11 protein-coding genes and 1 pseudogene are annotated in these 15,943 nt (G+C 71.3%); 8 read left to right on the top strand and 4 right to left on the bottom strand.

Going from position 1 to position 15,943, the window contains the following annotated elements; all coding sequences use genetic code 11:
• Positions 1–265: 265 nt before the first annotated feature.
• The gene (locus tag ACZ6KY_RS20645; protein ID WP_469311724.1) at positions 266–1,834 is read left to right on the top strand and encodes an FMN-binding glutamate synthase family protein; all 1,569 of its coding nucleotides are present in this window, start codon (positions 266–268) and stop codon (positions 1,832–1,834) included.
• Between the two features lie 46 nt (positions 1,835–1,880).
• Here ACZ6KY_RS20645 and ACZ6KY_RS20640 read toward each other — a convergent pair.
• Positions 1,881–2,485 (bottom strand): annotated as a pseudogene (locus ACZ6KY_RS20640) (zinc-binding dehydrogenase); the annotation flags it as partial.
• Between ACZ6KY_RS20640 and ACZ6KY_RS20635 the strand changes: the two are divergent.
• Positions 2,405–3,235 (top strand): LysR family transcriptional regulator, encoded by an 831-nt coding sequence (locus ACZ6KY_RS20635; RefSeq protein WP_469311865.1) that lies wholly within the window; start codon positions 2,405–2,407, stop codon positions 3,233–3,235. The pseudogene ACZ6KY_RS20640 and the gene ACZ6KY_RS20635 overlap by 81 nt on opposite strands.
• A gap of 109 nt (positions 3,236–3,344) precedes the next feature.
• Complete coding sequence (locus ACZ6KY_RS20630; RefSeq protein ID WP_469311723.1) at positions 3,345–4,358, top strand: Gfo/Idh/MocA family protein; 1,014 nt, start codon at positions 3,345–3,347, stop codon at positions 4,356–4,358.
• A gap of 72 nt (positions 4,359–4,430) precedes the next feature.
• Here the strand turns inward: ACZ6KY_RS20630 and ACZ6KY_RS20625 are convergent, their stop codons facing one another.
• The gene (locus ACZ6KY_RS20625; RefSeq protein WP_469311722.1) at positions 4,431–5,204 is read right to left on the bottom strand and encodes a hypothetical protein; all 774 of its coding nucleotides are present in this window, start codon (positions 5,202–5,204) and stop codon (positions 4,431–4,433) included.
• A 438-nt stretch (positions 5,205–5,642) separates the two neighbouring features.
• Here ACZ6KY_RS20625 and ACZ6KY_RS20620 point away from each other — a divergent pair, with 438 nt between their 5' ends.
• Both ACZ6KY_RS20620 and ACZ6KY_RS20615 read left to right on the top strand, forming a co-directional pair.
• Positions 5,643–6,323, top strand: a complete 681-nt coding sequence (locus ACZ6KY_RS20620) for a TetR/AcrR family transcriptional regulator (protein WP_469311721.1) — start codon at positions 5,643–5,645, stop codon at positions 6,321–6,323.
• 294 nt (positions 6,324–6,617) lie between these two features.
• Positions 6,618–8,087, top strand: a complete 1,470-nt coding sequence (locus ACZ6KY_RS20615; protein ID WP_469311720.1) for a PP2C family protein-serine/threonine phosphatase — start codon at positions 6,618–6,620, stop codon at positions 8,085–8,087.
• Positions 8,088–8,306: 219 nt separating this feature from the next.
• Here the strand turns inward: ACZ6KY_RS20615 and ACZ6KY_RS20610 are convergent, their stop codons facing one another.
• Positions 8,307–9,806, bottom strand: a complete 1,500-nt coding sequence (locus ACZ6KY_RS20610) for a DNA-binding protein NsdB (RefSeq protein ID WP_469311719.1) — start codon at positions 9,804–9,806, stop codon at positions 8,307–8,309.
• A gap of 59 nt (positions 9,807–9,865) precedes the next feature.
• Complete coding sequence (locus ACZ6KY_RS20605) at positions 9,866–10,039, bottom strand: hypothetical protein (protein WP_158997174.1); 174 nt, start codon at positions 10,037–10,039, stop codon at positions 9,866–9,868.
• Between ACZ6KY_RS20605 and ACZ6KY_RS20600 the strand changes: the two genes are divergently transcribed.
• From ACZ6KY_RS20600 to ACZ6KY_RS20590, 3 genes are all read left to right on the top strand, one after another.
• Positions 10,038–11,177 carry an aminoglycoside phosphotransferase family protein gene (locus ACZ6KY_RS20600; protein ID WP_469311718.1) on the top strand — a complete coding sequence of 380 codons (1,140 nt, stop codon included), beginning with the start codon at positions 10,038–10,040 and terminating at the stop codon, positions 11,175–11,177. The two genes, ACZ6KY_RS20605 and ACZ6KY_RS20600, sit on opposite strands and share 2 nt — an antisense overlap.
• A gap of 261 nt (positions 11,178–11,438) precedes the next feature.
• Positions 11,439–13,406, top strand: a complete 1,968-nt coding sequence (locus ACZ6KY_RS20595) for an N-acetylmuramoyl-L-alanine amidase (RefSeq protein ID WP_469311717.1) — start codon at positions 11,439–11,441, stop codon at positions 13,404–13,406.
• A 208-nt stretch (positions 13,407–13,614) separates the two neighbouring features.
• Positions 13,615–15,933, top strand: a complete 2,319-nt coding sequence (locus ACZ6KY_RS20590; RefSeq protein WP_469311716.1) for a SpoIIE family protein phosphatase — start codon at positions 13,615–13,617, stop codon at positions 15,931–15,933.
• Positions 15,934–15,943 lie beyond the last annotated feature (10 nt).

Genomic DNA, 15,943 nt, shown 5'->3' with positions numbered 1-15,943 from the left:
GTCACGCGGGACCCGGTGACCGCGGCGGGACAACGGGGTGGCACCGCCGGCCACGCGGCCGGCCGGCTGACCCACAGGGCCCGGGGTACCCCGAACGGCCGAGGCATCGCCCGCCGTCGACCGCGTCCCCGGCGTCCTCCCGGCGACCGCGACGGTGTGGCCCCGCCGGAGGCCGCCGGGCGGACCGTTCCGTGGCGCGCTCGATCCGCGGGCGTCCCGATCGGCGGCTTTCGTCCCCATGGGATTGACTCATGGTGTGCGCCGGATGCTCCCACTGCTGCTCGTCGCCCTCGGTGCGGCCGGGGCGCTGTTCCTGGTCCGTGGCGTCTCGGCGTGGTGGTGGTGCGCGGCGGCCCCCCTGCTGGCGCTGACCGTGCTCGGCGGATGGGACCTGGGGCAGCGACGTCACTCCGTGCTGCGGAACCATCCCCTCTCCGGCCATCTCCGTTTCCTCCTGGAGGCGCTGCGCCCGAAGCTCCAGCAGTACGTCGTCGAGCGGAACCACGACGGGCGGCCCTACGACCGCCGGGTGCGCGCCCTCGTGTACGAGCGGGCGAAGGGCGTCGAGGTCGAGGAGCCGTTCGGCACCGAGCACGACGTGTACGCGGAGGGCCACGAGTTCCTGGAACCGTCGATGCGTCCCGTCGAGGTGCCGGACGAGCCGCCTGTCGTCCGCGTCGGCGGCCCCGACTGCACCCAGCCGTACGACATGGCTCTGCTCAACGTCTCCGCGATGAGCTTCGGGGCCCTCTCGGGGAACGCGATCATGGCGCTCAACAGGGGTGCCGCGCTGGGGGGTTTCGCGCACGACACCGGCGAAGGCGGCCTGTCGGACTACCACTTGAGGGGCGGCGGCGACCTGGTCTGGGAGATCGGCACGGGGTACTTCGGCTGCCGCACCTCCGAAGGGGACTTCGAGGCGCGGGAGTTCGCGGACAAGGCCGCGCTGCCCGAGGTGAAGTGCCTGTCGCTGAAGCTCTCCCAGGGAGCGGACCCCGGGGTCGGCGGGGTCCTGCCGGGGGCGAAGGTGAGCGCCGAGATCGCGCGGGCGCGCGATGTCCCGGAGGGTCGGACCGTGGTGTCACCGCCGTACCACCGGGTGTTCTCGACCCCGCGGGAGCTGGTGCGGTTCATCGCCCGGATGCGGGAGCTGGCGGGCGGCAAGCCGACCGGCTTCAAGCTCTGCGTGGGCTCGCGCCGGCAGTTCCTGGCCGTCTGCAAGGCGATGCTCGCCGAAGGCGTGACGCCCGACTTCATCGTGGTCGACGGTTCGGAGGGCGGCACCGGCGCGGCGCCCGCGGAGTTCGGCGGCGGCATCGGCACCCCCCTGACCGAGGGCCTGATCACGGTGCACAACGCGCTGGTCGGCACCGGGCTGCGCGACCGCGTCCGGATCGGGGCGAGCGGCAAGGTCGCCACCGGCTCGGACATCGTCAAACGCCTCCTCCAGGGCGCCGACTACACCAACGCGGCCCGAGCGATGATGTTCGCCCTCGGCTGTCTGCAGGCCCAGCGCTGCCACACCAACACCTGCCCGGTGGGCGTGGCGACCCAGGATCCCCGCCGGGTCCGCGCGCTGGACGTGGCCGACAAGTCCGAGCGCGTACACCGCTACCAGCGGGCCACCGTGCGCGGCGCGAGCCGGATCATGGCCGCGATGGGCGTACGGGATCCGGGCGACCTCACGCCCGACCGTCTGCTGCGGCGCGTCGATCCCACGGCCGTACGGTCGTACGCGGAGCTCTACGAGTGGCTGGCGCCCGGGGTGCTGCTCGCCGAACCGCCCTCGTCCTGGGCGGCGGACTGGGCAGCCGCCGATCCGGACTCCTTCTGAGCTGGTGAACTTCTCGGCGGCGGACTTCTGTTGACGCCCCGCACCCTCAGACGTCCACCCCCGCCGCCCGCACGATGATCTTGCCCTGGTTCTCGCGCCGCGGCATCCCCAGGAACCCGTCCACGATGCCGCCGAAACCGTCGATCACGGTCTCATCGAGCGTGACGCGTCCAGTCTGCACGTGCGGCACGACGAACTCGTACAACTCCTCCCGCACGTCACGGTAGTCGCGGACCAGGAAGCCCTCCATGCGCAGGCTCTTCTCGACCAGGTCGGGAAGGTTGCGCAGGGCGTGGGGCGTGCCGGTGCTGCTGTACTGGGCGATCGTGCCGATCCGCACGATCCGTCCGTACTCGCGCAGCGAGGAGATCGCCGCTTCGAGGTGCTCGCCGCCGACATTGTCCATGCAGAGGTCGATCCCGTCGGGCGCCGCCTTGGCGAGCAGTTCGGCCGCCGGGCCCGAGTGGTAGTCGAAGACCTCGTCGTAGCCGACGTGTTCGGTCAGGTAGGCGGCCTTCGCCGCCCGGTGGCCGTGCCCACACCGCCGGCCGCCGCCGAGACGAACACGTCCTGCCCCTCGCGGAGTTCGGCGATGCGGGTGAGACCGACGTAGGCGGTCAGGCCGGTGCCGCCGAGGACGCCCAGGTGCGCGGGACGGAACGCAAGGTCGGAGCGGTCCTGTTCGAGCGGGGCCGCAAGGGTGCGACACCCACCGCGGCCGGTGCCGCCGCTGCCGCGCACGCCCGCCGGGTCCTGCGGCTCCTGGACACCCTGGCCGCGGAGGCCCGCGGCGCCGAGCGGGGCACGGTCGCCGGCCCGCTGCGCATCGCCGCCTTCCGTAGCGCCGCCCTCTACCTGCTGCCGCCCGTCCTGGAGCGCCTCACCGCCCGTCACCCCGGCATCGAAGCGGAGGTGCGTGTCGTCCGCGAGCTGGGCGCGGGCACCGCAGGCGAGGTCGCCGAGGGACGCGCGGACGTGGGCATCGCGACGATGGGCACCACCTCGCCCGTGCCCGCCGGGCTCATCGGCGACGTACTCATCGAGGAGCCCTACTCGCTGGTGCACCCGGCCGGCCACCCCGCACCGCGCTCCCTGCCGCTGGTGGACTGGCACGAGAACTGCGGCTCCTGCACCCGCCGGTGGTGGGCCGGGCAGGACTGGATTCCGAAGGCGACCGTCCTGACCGAGGACGACGGAGCGGTGCTCTCGCTGGTGAGCAGAGGTCTCGGCATGGCGATCATGCCCGCGCTCCCGCTGAACGAAGCACCGGACGGCGTCGAGATCACCGATCTCGGACCCGCGCGCCCGACCCGTTCCGTGGGCTACGTCACCACGCCGGAGCTGGCCTCCAGCGTCTTGGTCCGCGCCCTGATCCGCGAGCTCAGAGCGGCCCGCCGTTGAAGCCGGGAAAAGGCAAGCGGCCGGGGTGCTGCGTCATTGATCTCCACGGCCGACAATCGGATCACCGGGACGGAAGCGTCCGGACAGTCGTCGGAGAGGTGCGCACCGCGTGAGTGAGCTGTTGGGTGTGGCGGTACTGGGTGCCGGACACATGGGAGCCGACCATGTACGCCGTATAGACCGGGTGGTGAGCGGCGCGAGGGTCGCCGCCGTGGCGGATCCCGACACCGCTCGCGCCGAGGCGGCGGTGGCGGGCGTCGACGGCGTGTCGGTCCACGCCGAGCCGGAGGCGGCGCTCGACGCGCCCGGCGTGGGGGCCGTACTGATCGCGTCCCCGGGCCCCGCGCACGAGGAGGCCCTGCTCGCGGCCTTCGCGCGCGGCCTGCCGGTGCTGTGCGAGAAGCCGCTGGTACCGGAGTCGGCCGGAGCGCTGCGGGTGGTGGAGGCGGAGGTACGGCTCGGGCGGCGGCTGGCACAGGTCGGGTTCATGCGCCGGTACGACGCCGAGTACCAGCGCCTCAAGTCCCTGCTGGACAGCGGCCGGCTGGGCCGCCCGCTGATGCTGCACTGCACGCACCGCAATGTCGCCTCACCGCCCGGCTTCACCTCGGCGATGCTGGTCAACAGCTCCGTCTCGCACGAGATCGACGCGGCGCGCTGGCTGCTGGGCCAGGAGCTCACGGCGGTGACCGTGCTGCGGCCCCGGCCGTCCGCGAACGCCCCCGAGGGCCTGATCGACCCCCAGTTCGTCCTGTTCGAGACGGCCGGCGGCGCGCTGGTCGACGTCGAGGTCTTCGTGAACTCCGGGTTCGGGTACCAGGTGGGGTGCGAGGCGGTGTGCGAGTCGGGGAGCGCGCGGATCGGGGACGAGCGCACCATGGTCGTGACGACGGCGGGCGGCACGCACGAGGAGGTGGCGCAGGACTATCTCGTACGCTTCGCCGACGCCTACGACCGCGAGGTTCAGGCCTGGGTGGACGCGACCCGGGCGGGCCGGGTCACCGGGCCCGGTGCCTGGGACGGGTACGCAGCGTCCGCCGTCGCCGAGGCGGGAGTCCGGGCGCTGGAGAACGGCGGCCGGGTGACCGTCGATCTCGCTGTGCGCCCGGACCTCTACGCCTGATCGACCGGCCGGCGCGCGGCGGTCGTGGCGCTTCCTGCCGGGCCGTCCCGCGGACCCGGGCGTTGTGCCGTGCTACCGCACGCGGCGGGCGTTGACGCCGTTGGCCTCGAAGTCGTAGACGTACTGGTTGAGCCGGAGGCCGTCGACGGCACCGGCCCACAGGTTGTCACGGCCCTTGCTCACCGCGACGGTGAGGATGCTCGGCGTGCTGCCGCCGTCGTCGAGCGAGGCCTGCAGATCCGCGAAGTTGCACGGGGTGGCCTGGGTGCAGTGCGTCTCACCGCCCGTCAGGTACCAGGTGCCGCTCGTGGTGGCGTCGAGGTACGGGCTCCAGCGGTTCAGCGACGTGATCGGGACCGCGTCCGGCTGCCACACGGCGACGGAGTAGTTGTCGGTCACCGAGCTCAGATTCGGATCGATCTCGAACCGGAGGCCCGGCAGGTTGGTTCCGCCGCCGTAACCGACGTTCTCGCTGGTCTGGAAGACCTGGAACCCGACCCTGTCCAGCTGCAGGAAGTTCTCGCCGCGGAAGTCGACCTCGTTGCCGAAGTCGACCTTCTCGGCGGGATTGGTGTCCGAGGTGGACTTGTCCGCCACCTCGATGCCGAGGCTGCCGTTGCCGTAGGGCGGACTGCCGGCGTTTCCCGTCACGAACGGGCCGTCCCGCAGGACGGCCACGGGAGAGCCGATGGTGTTGCGGGTGATCACACCCCAGTGCTGCGACTGCGCCACCCGGTTGCCGTCCGCGACGGCGGACACCGTTCCCGGGACGGTGGAGGCGACGATCGTGGCCAGCGCCGTAGCGGCGAGGGCCTTCCCACGGCTGGTGCCGAGACGAACCTTCACTTCTGCTCCTTCAAGAGGCCGGGGTCCGGGCATGCGCATGTGCCGGTCGGCTGCGGTCGCGTGGGGCCCTCGGCGTTTTCGTCCGGTCTCGGCGGTCGTTCTCCTCCGTACCGGGAACAGGACCTGGTTCACGGCCTCCCGCGCGGTACGCCGCTCTCGGGGAGCGGCTCCGGGCGGAGAGGGGTGGATGAGGTGACGGTCTCGGCCCATGGCGAAGGCCGTGATCGTCCCGCGGTACTCGGGGTCCCGGCCGAGCCCGGGATTCACGTGATCACCGTGGCATGGGGTGATCACGGCCGCATCCCGGCTGAGCCGTCCGCAGCAAGGCCCCCGCGCGCCCGGTACCGCTTGCGCGAGGCCGTTTCGTTACTGCTTATCGCGTCCGTGATAGTCTCTAACCATCAGACTCCTCCGCACCCGATACGAAGAGGCGATGACATGGCCGCTGAGACCCGAACCGGGACGGGCCCGCGCGACCGGTTCCGCGCGCAGGTACGCCGGGAAGTGAAGACGGCGGCGCTGCGCCAGCTCGCCGAGGGCGGCCCGGAAGCGCTGTCGCTCAACGCGATCGCCAAGCAGCTGGGCATGACGGGACCCGCGCTCTACCGCTACTTCGCCAACCGCGACAGCCTGTTGACCGAACTCGTCATCGACGCCTACGGAGACCTGGCGTCGACCCTCTCCGGCACCGCCGAGGCCTGCGCGGGGGACGCGATCACCCGGCTGACCGAGCTGGGCCACGCCTACCGCGCCTGGGCACTGGCCGAGCCGCACCGCTACCGTCTGCTCTTCAGGGCCCCGCTCCAGGGCTACGACGCCCAGTCCGCGAGCCTGGTCGAGGCCTCGCAGCCCGCCATGAACGTGCTCCTGGACGCGGTGACCGCGCTGGCCGAGCCGGACGCACGGGTCCCGGAAGGCGCGGCGGCGCAGTTCCGGGAGTGGCAGGAGCGGCACGGTTTCGAGGGCGTCCCGGAAGCGGTCGCCGCGCGCTCGACGATGCTGTGGGCCCATCTGCACGGCATCGTCGCCCTGGAGATCGAGGGCAACTTCGCCTCGATGGGCATCGATCCGTCCTTTCTCTACGAGGCCGAGGTGACGGACTTCGCGCGCCCGCTCTGAGACGGAGGCGAATTCCCTCACCGGGGCTCGCACACATGCCCCTCGAACAGCAGAATGAAAGCTGGCACGGGCCCATCGCCGACCCTCAAGTCGCGTACGGTGTCTACGACTTGCCTCCGAACCACACCTACCGCATCGGGACCAGTCGCCCGCTCCGGGAGGACTGCGGCATATACCGGAAGCACGACCGTATCGGGTGTTGCCAAATCCCTTACAGCGCGTCGCGGGCTGTGCGACAGTCGTAACGGTCCTTCCGTCAGCCTAGGTCGTACCGTCCCCGCATCGGAGTACGCCATGCCACCCCATCTCTCTGCGGACCGCCCCGCCGCTCAGCCGCCCCCGCGCGGCACGGTCGACGCGCTCATCTCGCAGACGCGGCGCCTGCGCGGCGAGGTGGACGCCGTACGGCGCGAGGCACCCGCCGACGACGAGGACGCGCAGGGACGCTGGCAACGCGCTCTGTGCGATCTGGCACTGCATCAACTGAACGACCTGGACGAGCACTTGGCCCAACTGCGGGACGGACCGCCGGCCGTGCCCGTCCAGCCCGCGGCCGGCCCGGCCGCGCCCACCGCCCGGACCGCGCCGGCCGGACACGGCTCGCTGCTGAGCAGGGTCGGCAGCGCCGAGTGGAACCTGCGGACGGACGAGGCCAGTTGGTCCGGCGAGCTCTACCAGATCCTCGGCCGCGACGCCGCCGCTCCCCCGCTCACCCTCGACGAACTGCCCTCGCTGGTCCTCGACGAGGACCGGCCGATGCTGACGACGATGGTCACCGACTGCCTCATCGACGCCAAGCCCATCGACGGCGAGTTCCGCATCGTGCGCCCCGACGGCGGAGTGCGGACCGTGCACATGATGGGCGAACCCGTGCTCGACACGGACGGCAGTACCGCCTCGATGTGGGCCGTGCTGCGTGATGTCAGCGAACTGCGCCGCAGTCAGCGGACGGTGGGCGAGACCCGTGAATCGCTCCAGCGCCGGCAGCACGTCGCACAGACCGAGCACCGGCTCGCGGTCGAGCTCCAGGAGGCCGTGCTGCCGCCCTGGCGCGGCTCCCTGCGGTTCCCGCGCCAGGGCCCCCGGGCACTGGACGTGGCCGCCCACTATCTGCCGTCCTCGACCAGCGCGCTGATCGGCGGCAACTGGTACGACGCACTCGAACTCCCCGACGGGGAAACCCTGTTGAGCGTCGGTGACCTCACCGGTCACGGGGTCACCGTGACCTCGGGCATGGCGATGCTGCTGGGTGCCCTGCGCGGTATGGCGGTGGCGGGCACCCAGCCGGGTCAACTCCTCTCCTGGCTCAATCAGTTGCTCGACGCCACCGTGCAGCCCGCCCTGGGCAGTGCCGTCTGCTGCCGCTACCTGCCCGCGACCCGCACCCTGAGCTGGGCGCAGGCGGGACACCCCGCCCCGCTGCTGTTCCGCGACGGGACGGGGCGTGCGCTGGCCGCACCGGACGGTGTACTGCTCGGAGCCACCTCCGGTGCCGTCTACGGGCAGGCCGAGGAAAGCCTCCAGGTGGGCGACCTGCTGCTCCTGCACACCGAGGCACTGGTGCCCCGGCGATCGGGTTCTCCGGACCCGGGCGAAGCCGGGAGCCGGGGAGGAACGGCGGCCGTCCAGACGCTGCTCGGCCTGGCCCCGCGCTTCGGCGAGGCCCGTACGGCACAGGACTGTGTACGGATGGTCGTCGAGGAATTCGGCGGGACAGAGCGCGAGGACGACGCCTGCGTGCTCATCGCCCGGATCGGCTCCTGACGTCGGTGAGGCCGGCCCTGCCGGCACCGGAAACCGAGGGCATCCGAGCCCGACGCGACGGTGAGTCGGTCAGGACGGGCATCGGCCCCTGACGGCTGACGTCGTTGTCAGCCGATCCGGCGCGGCACGTCGCAGCGCGACCCGCCCCGAACACCGACCCGCGCGGGGGAATGCAGGCGTACGAGGACGCCGGAGCACGGGGACGCGGGGGCAAGCCCCTCACACCCGCGCGCTGTTGCCGCGCCTGGGCTTCAACGAACCCTTCGGCAAGGCGAGTTTGATCTCCTCACGCAGATCGCTGATCTTCGGATAACTGGAGTACTGCCCGGTGAGCCGGTACATCTCGCGCAGCCGGTCCCAGGTTCGATGGGAGGAGTTGGAACCCATCGACGTCAGGGCCAGTCGCGCGTAGCGGTCGGCCTGTTCGGGATCGTCGGCGATGAAGCAGGCCGACGCGAGGGAGATGTGGTCGAAGATCTTCGACCGCTCCCGGCCCGACTCCCGTAGCTTCAGCGCCTCCTTGGCATGACGCTGCGCGGTCGCCGCGGCGGCCGGCTCGTGCTCGGCGAGGGTGCGGTACGCGAGCGCCTGCATGCCGTGCATGTCGGCCTCGTCGAACAACTGCATCCAACTGGGCGGAGGTACGTCACCGCGGTCGGAGACGAACAGGTCCTCCGCCACACCGAGGGTCCGCCGCATGGCCTGGCCCTTGCCCATGGACGCCTGTGCCCAGGCCTCGATGGTGTGGAGCATGGCCTGGGTGCGCGGCAGCACCTCGTCGCCGGAACCGGACTTGGCGAGCTTCATGAGGTCGAGCGCGTCGTCGGGCCGGCCCAGGTGCACCATCTGGCGAGCCGCCCGGGAGAGCGCCTCCCCGGCGCGGGGCCGGTCGCCGCCCTCTCGGGCCGCGTGGGCGGCGATGACGAAGTACTTCTGAGCCGTGGGCTCCAGGCCGACGTCGTGCGACATCCAGCCCGCGAGGACGGCGAGGTTGGCGGCGACGCCCCACAGGCGCCGCTGGAGATGGTCGGGGTGCCGGTAGGAGAGCATGCCTCCCACTTCGTTGAGCTGGCCCACCACGGCCTTGCGTTGCAGCCCGCCACCGCGGGCCGCGTCCCAGGCCCGGAACACCTCGACGGAGCGCTCCAGTTCCTCGATCTCCTGCGACCCGATGGGGGCGGCCTCATAGCGGTCGAACCCGGCGAGGTCGGCGTGCAGGGGGTCTTCGAACTGCGGAGCGTCGGCCGTCAGGGCCGGATCGGTGTGCAGCCAGTCGTGCATGGCAGTGCTGAGTGCGGAGCCCGCGGCGAGCGCGGCACCCGCGCCCACCAAGCCGCGTCGGTTGAGCATGAGGTCCATTCCCGTGAATTCGGTGAGGACCGCGGCGGTTCGCTCGGGCGCCCACGGCACACCGTCGGGATGTTCCACACTCCCGCCGCCCTGCCGTTTCCCCGCGCGCCCGTGCCTGACCAGACCGAGGTCCTCGATGGTCACGACACGGCCGAGACGCTCGGTGAACAGAGCCGCCAGCACCCGCGGCACCGGATCGCGCGGGATCTCTCCCATGTCGATCCACCGCCGCACCCGCGAGGTGTCGGTCGCCAGCTGGGGGTGGCCCATGGCCGCCGCCTGCCGGTTGACCATTCTCGCGAGCTCGCCCTTGGACCAGCCGGCCAGGCCGAACAGGTCCGACAGACGAGTGTTGGGTTGTCCGTTCACGTCAAGCCCCCAGGTTCTCGGCTGATTTCGACAGTAACCGCCTGTCAGTTGCTGAGCGACTATTCGCCAGGGTTCGCCAGGGTGCGCCAGATGGTGTGCCAGTGGACGTCGGGTGTCAGGTAGGAACGCGCCACCCCGACCCGGTTGCCAGGGACATTCCCCAGGATGAACCAGGCGGCCGGGGCGGGCAGCGCGGCAACTTGCAGGCACACGAAGGGATCTGTTTCGCCCATGTACACAGCATCGTCCTCCGTGTCCGCTCCGCCCCGGTCGTTGCACTCCCGCCCGGTGGGCAGCGGCCCTTACCTCGACCCCGCGCGTCAGGCGGCTCCCGTGCTCGGCGCCGGCCGGCCGCGGCGCGTGCCGGGGATCGGCGCCCAACCGCTCAGCGGGAGACTCGACTTGTCCGGCCCTCAGGGCGCCCAGCTGCGCACGGCGATCGCGTCGGTGCACCGGATCTGTCCGGAGTTCGCTCCGGTCCAGGTGCTGCGGCGCAGCGGACGCTCCGTGCTCCTCGTCGGCACGACGGGACGCAGCACGGCCGTCGCCAAGTGCTTACTGGACCACTCCCCCGTCTGGGCCGAGCGGATCCGGCACGAAATAGCTGCGTACCGTCTGTTCGTCCGGCACCGCCCGCCCGTGCGGGTGCCCCGGCTGATCGCGGCGGATCCGGACAACTGCACACTGGTGATCGAGCGGATGCCGGGCCGGGTGGCCGCGCTCCAGCGCCATCCGCTCGAGGCACCGCCCCGCGCGGACATCCGCGCCGCGCTGAGCGCCATCTGCCGGCTGAACGCGTGGCGGCCACCGGCGGGGACCTTCAACGCCCCGCTGGACTACGCGGAACGGATCTCCCGCTTCCATGATCTGGGGCTGCTCACCGATCGGGACATGGGCGATCTGCAGAAGCTGGTGCACGGCATCGCGGCTTCGTCAGGCCGCCAGGGCATGGGCCAGTTCTGCCACGGCGACGCCCTCCTGTCGAACCTCCTTCTCTCACCGGCCGGTCCAGTGCTGGTGGACTGGGAGCACGCGGGCTGGTATCTGCCGGGCTACGACCTGGCGACGCTGTGGGCGGTCCTCGGTGACGCTCCCGTGGCACGCCGTCAGATCAGCCAGCTCGCGCAGTCGGCCGGCCCGGCGGCACGGGACGCCTTCCTGGTGAACCTGATGATCGTCCTGACGCGCGAGATCCGTACGTACGAAATGGCCGTGCAGCGTTCTCTGCACGACGCGGCCCCGGCGGCAGCGGGTCCGGCCCACCCGGCCGCCGCGCCGTCCGGCGAGGAGCAGCGGCTGCTGCTGAGGCGGCTGCACGACGACTGCCAGATGGCCCGCCGGGCCGTTCGCGCGGCGGTCGGCACTCGCTGAAGGGGGACGGAGGTCCGCGGTGACGCCAGGACATCGGCGCCCCGTGGACCTCCCTCATGTGCGGCCCCCGTTCCGAGCATTGGTCCATGCCACTGACGCCCCGCAGGCCGGGAAGCCCTCGCCACGAAACCCCTTCGCCCCGCGTTGACATGGGAAATCGCCTTCCTCTGGGCATGATTGACGGATCGTCGGAGAGCCGGTAGCACTGACGCGTTCGGCCCTCGCACGCCCCACCGCGCTCGACCGTCCCAGGAGGCTGCATTGCACTGGTCCGCCACCGAACCCAAGGGCACCACCGGGCACAGACGCGCGCGCAGGTCAGCGGTAACCGTCGCCTCGGCGGCGCTGTTGCTGCCGCTGCTCGGCGCGGCCCCTTCGAGCTCCGCCGAGGAGGTGCCCACCGCCCAGTTGCAGCGGGCCTTCGCCGCCGCGGCCACCGAGTACCACGTTCCGCAGAGCGTGCTGCTCGCCGTTTCCTATCTGCAGTCCCGCTGGGACGCGCACGCCGGGGCTCCGAGCGTCACCGGCGGCTACGGTCCCATGCACCTGACCGACGCCCGGACGGCGATCGCCGGGACCCCGCATCACAGCGACGGCACGGAGGACGCCCGCGGCGACAGCTCGCGTCCCGCTCTCCTGCCTGACACGCCGGTGCCCACGAACTCCCAACTCCCGTCCCGGCTCAAGACGTTGACGAAGGCCGCCGAGCTCACCGGCCTGCCGGCGGAGCGGCTGCGCACCGACGCGGCGGCGAACGTCGCGGGCGGCGCCGCACTCCTCGCCGCCGCGCAGCGGGACCTCGGCGAGCCCCTGAGCGACGACGCCGCCGACTGGTACGGAGCGGTGGCTCGCTTCTCGGGAGCGGACGACAGCACCACCGCGGCGACCTACGCCGACGACGCGTACGGCGTGATGCGGGCCGGCGAGCAGCGCACCACGGACGCCGGCCAGCGGGTCACACTCGCCGCTCAGCCCCGGCTGAACCCCGACACCGCCCAGCTCCGCGGCGCGGGACTGCGGACCGCCTCCGCCGACGGCACGGAATGCCCGAGGACGGTGTCCTGCGAGTGGATCCCGGCCCCGTACGCGGAGTTCGGCGATGGCGACTACGGCAACCACGACCTGGGCGACCGGCCCGCGTCGCAGAGCATCAAGTACATCGTCATCCATGACACGGAAGGCACCTGGGACGGGGTGCTGAACCTCGTCCAGGACCCGACCTATGTGTCGTGGAACTACACCCTGCGCTCGACGGATGGGTACATCGCCCAGCATGTGAAGGCCAAGGACGTGGCCTGGCACGCGGGCAACTGGTACATCAACGCGAAGTCGATCGGCCTGGAGCACGAGGGCTTCCTCGCCTCGCCCGACGCCTGGTACACGGAGGAGATGTACCGCGCCTCCGCCCGCCTGGTGAAGTACCTCTCCCGCAAGTACGACATCCCGCTGGACCGGCAGCACATCCTGGGGCACGACAACGTACCGGGCCCCACGACGTCCACCATTCCGGGCATGCACACGGACCCGGGCCCGTACTGGGACTGGCAGCACTACTTCGCTCTCCTCGGGCACCCCTTCCACCGCTCGTTCCGCAAGGGCGACCTGGTGACCGTCCTGCCCGACTTCGACGCGAACCAGCCGGTGTACACGGGCTGCGTCACCGCGGGCCAGCCCTGTGCCGCGCACGGCTCCAGCGAGGTGCGGCTCTACTCCCAGCCGGACGAGAGCTCGCCGCTCATCCAGGACATCGGCCTGTACCCGAAGGGCGACGCCTCGACGACCGGCGTGAACGACGTCGCCTCGCGCGTCTCCACCGGACAGCGGTACGCGCTCGCCGGACGGGACGGTGACTGGACGGCGATCTGGTACCTGGGCCAGAAGGCCTGGTTCAAGAACCCGAGGAAGCAGCCGACGGCGGTGAACGCCCGGGGGCCCGTCGTGACACCCAAGGAGGGGCTCGCACAGATCCCTGTCTACGGAAGGGCGTACCCCGAGAAGGAGGCCTACCCGGCGGGCGTGCCCGTCCAGGCCGTCTCACCGCTGCCCTACAAGATCCTCGCCGGCCAGCGGTACGCGGCCGGCGACAAGGTGCCCGGCGAGTACTTCTACGCGCCGACCTTCGACACGACACCGCACCGGGTCGTGATCGGTACGGACATGTACTACGAGATCCAGTTCGGGCACCGGGTGGAGTTCGTGCGGGCCGCTGACGTGGACCTCGTTCCGTAGCGGATTCGCTGTTCCGGAGGCCGGGTCCGCGCGGAGCGGGCCCGGCTTCCGTCGGTCCTGACGACAATGACGCGGGCAACCGACCAGGGAATGTGCCGCCTAGGACAGGTTCGACCTCGGTAGGGCCAGTTAACGACATGTAACCGCGCGCCCGATCGATGTGCGCTCAGATGGGTCGCTCACGGTACGCGGCACATCTGGGGCGGGTATGGGCGATTTCGTCAAAGAGACTTCAACGCGGCCCGCCGATGCGGCGGACCCCCGGCAATGCCGGTGCGGTGGCGCATCACGCGAGAGCGCGCCGGCCGGGGCCGAGGAAAGGTTTCGGGGGCTGCTGGAGGCGGCGCCGGACGCCATGGTGATCGTCGACGACAGCGGAACCATCAGACTCGTCAACGCACAGACCGAAGCCCTCTTCGGATACCAGCGCGAGGACCTCCTCGGCCACCCCGTCGAACTCCTCGTACCCGGCCGCTTCCGCGGCCACCACCACCAGCACCGCGACGGCTACGCCGACAACCGCCAAGTCCGCCCGATGGGCGCGGAACTCGAACTCCACGGTCTGCGCAGGGACGGCACCGAATTCCCGGTCGAGATCAGTCTCAGCCCGCTCGAAACCGCGGACGGCCTCCTCATCTCCGCCGCCGTCCGGGACGTCAGCGACCGCAAGGCCGCCGAGGAAAGGTTTCGGGGGCTGCTGGAGGCGGCGCCGGACGCCATGGTGATCGTCGACGACAGCGGAACCATCAGACTCGTCAACGCACAGACCGAAGCCCTCTTCGGATACCAGCGCGAGGACCTCCTCGGCCACCCCGTCGAACTCCTCGTACCCGGCCGCTTCCGCGGCCACCACCACCAGCACCGCGACGGCTACGCCGACAACCGCCAAGTCCGCCCGATGGGCGCGGAACTCGAACTCCACGGTCTGCGCAGGGACGGCACCGAATTCCCGGTCGAGATCAGTCTCAGCCCGCTCGAAACCGCGGACGGCCTCCTCGTCTCCGCCGCCGTCCGGGACGTCAGCGACCGCAAGCGCGCCGAGGCGCAGATCAACGAGCTGGCCGGTCTGGTGGAGTCCTCCCAGGACGCGATCCTCGCCAAGACCCTGGACGGCCACATCACGTACTGGAACGCGGCGGCCCAGCGGCTGTACGGCTACAGCAGGGCCGAGGTGATGGGCAGGCACGTGTCGCTGCTCGCCACCACCGAGCGGCGGGACGAGATCGACCTGCTCATGGACCGGCTGCGCAGCGGTGAGAAGGTCGAGCACTTCGAGACGCTGCGGCTGACGCGCTCGGGCGACCTGCTGAACGTGGACATCACGCTGTGGCCCACCCGTGGCACGGACGGCTCGGTGATCGGCGCGTGCGCGATCGTCCGGGACATCAGCGACCGCAAGAAGGCCGAGGCGGAGCTGACCTTCCTCTACGAACAGCAGCGGCACATCGCCCTCACCCTTCAGCGCAGTCTCATGGGCACCCCGCCCGCCATTCCCGGTCTGACCACCGCGAGCCGCTACCGGCCCGCCACGCAGGGGGCCGGGGTGGGCGGCGACTGGTTCGACCTGATCCCGTTGGGGGCCGGCCGGGTCGGGGTCCTGATCGGTGACGTGATGGGCCGCGGTCTGGACGCCGCCGCCGTGATGGGGCAACTGCGGTCGGCCGCGCACGCCCTGGCCAAGACCGGCATGCAGCCCCGCCAGCTGATGCAGGCCCTGGAGGCCGTCGTCGGCGATCTGGACGTGCCCGACCAGCTCGTGACCTGCTGCTATCTGGTCATCTCGGCCGACGCGGGCGAGGTGACGGTCTGCTCGGCCGGGCATCTGCCGACGCTGGTGGCGACGCCCGGCGCCGACGCCCGGCCGCTTCCCGCGCCGGTGAACGCGCCCCTCGGTGTCGGCGACATCCTCTACGAGCAGGCGACCTCGGTGATACCGCCGGGGGCGACGCTCGTCCTGTACACCGACGGTCTCATCGAGACGCCCGGCAGTGACATCGAGGACCAGCTCACCGAGCTCACCACCACCCTCACCGGCCTGTTCACCACCGCGCCCGACCTGGAGATGGCCGCCGACCATGTGCTGGCCACCCTGCTGCCGGACGCCGACGGGCACAACGACGACGTCACACTGCTGCTCACCCGGCTCCCCGACGGACCCCTGGCCGCCATCAGCACCGACCTGCCCGCGGCGCCCGAATCGGTGCCGGAGGGCCGCGCCTTCCTCAGCAAGGCGCTGACCGCCTGGGACTGTGTGCCCTTCGCGGACGACGCCCGGCTCCTGCTCTCCGAGATCCTCACGAACGCCGTGCAGCACGCCCAGGGGCCCATCAGCCTGCACCTGTCCCGCACCGCCACCGATCTGACCGTGGAGATCAGCGATCACAGCCCGCAGCTGCCGCATCCCCGGATGGCCACCGAGGACGAGGAGTCGGGACGGGGACTGATCCTCGTCCGCGCGCTCGCCGACGGCTGGGGCGTACGTCCGACCGACGCGGGCAAGACCACCTGGTTCACCCTCAAACTCTGACGCCTGGAGG

The organism is Streptomyces sp. NPDC042002, assembly GCF_055588305.1.
The sequence above is the reverse complement of the archived record's forward strand: the minus strand, read 5'-3'. Positions and strand labels throughout refer to the sequence as shown.

Bases quoted from the DNA above. Each gene is read 5' to 3' on its own strand.
- ACZ6KY_RS20590 (WP_469311716.1), top strand. From the start codon at position 13,615: ATGGGCGATTTCGTCAAAGAGACTTCAACGCGGCCCGCCGATGCGGCG.
- ACZ6KY_RS20605 (WP_158997174.1), bottom strand. From the start codon at position 10,039: ATGGGCGAAACAGATCCCTTCGTGTGCCTGCAAGTTGCCGCGCTGCCC.
- ACZ6KY_RS20620 (WP_469311721.1), top strand. From the start codon at position 5,643: ATGGCCGCTGAGACCCGAACCGGGACGGGCCCGCGCGACCGGTTCCGC.
- ACZ6KY_RS20645 (WP_469311724.1), top strand. From the start codon at position 266: ATGCTCCCACTGCTGCTCGTCGCCCTCGGTGCGGCCGGGGCGCTGTTC.
- ACZ6KY_RS20615 (WP_469311720.1), top strand. From the start codon at position 6,618: ATGCCACCCCATCTCTCTGCGGACCGCCCCGCCGCTCAGCCGCCCCCG.
- ACZ6KY_RS20600 (WP_469311718.1), top strand. From the start codon at position 10,038: ATGTACACAGCATCGTCCTCCGTGTCCGCTCCGCCCCGGTCGTTGCAC.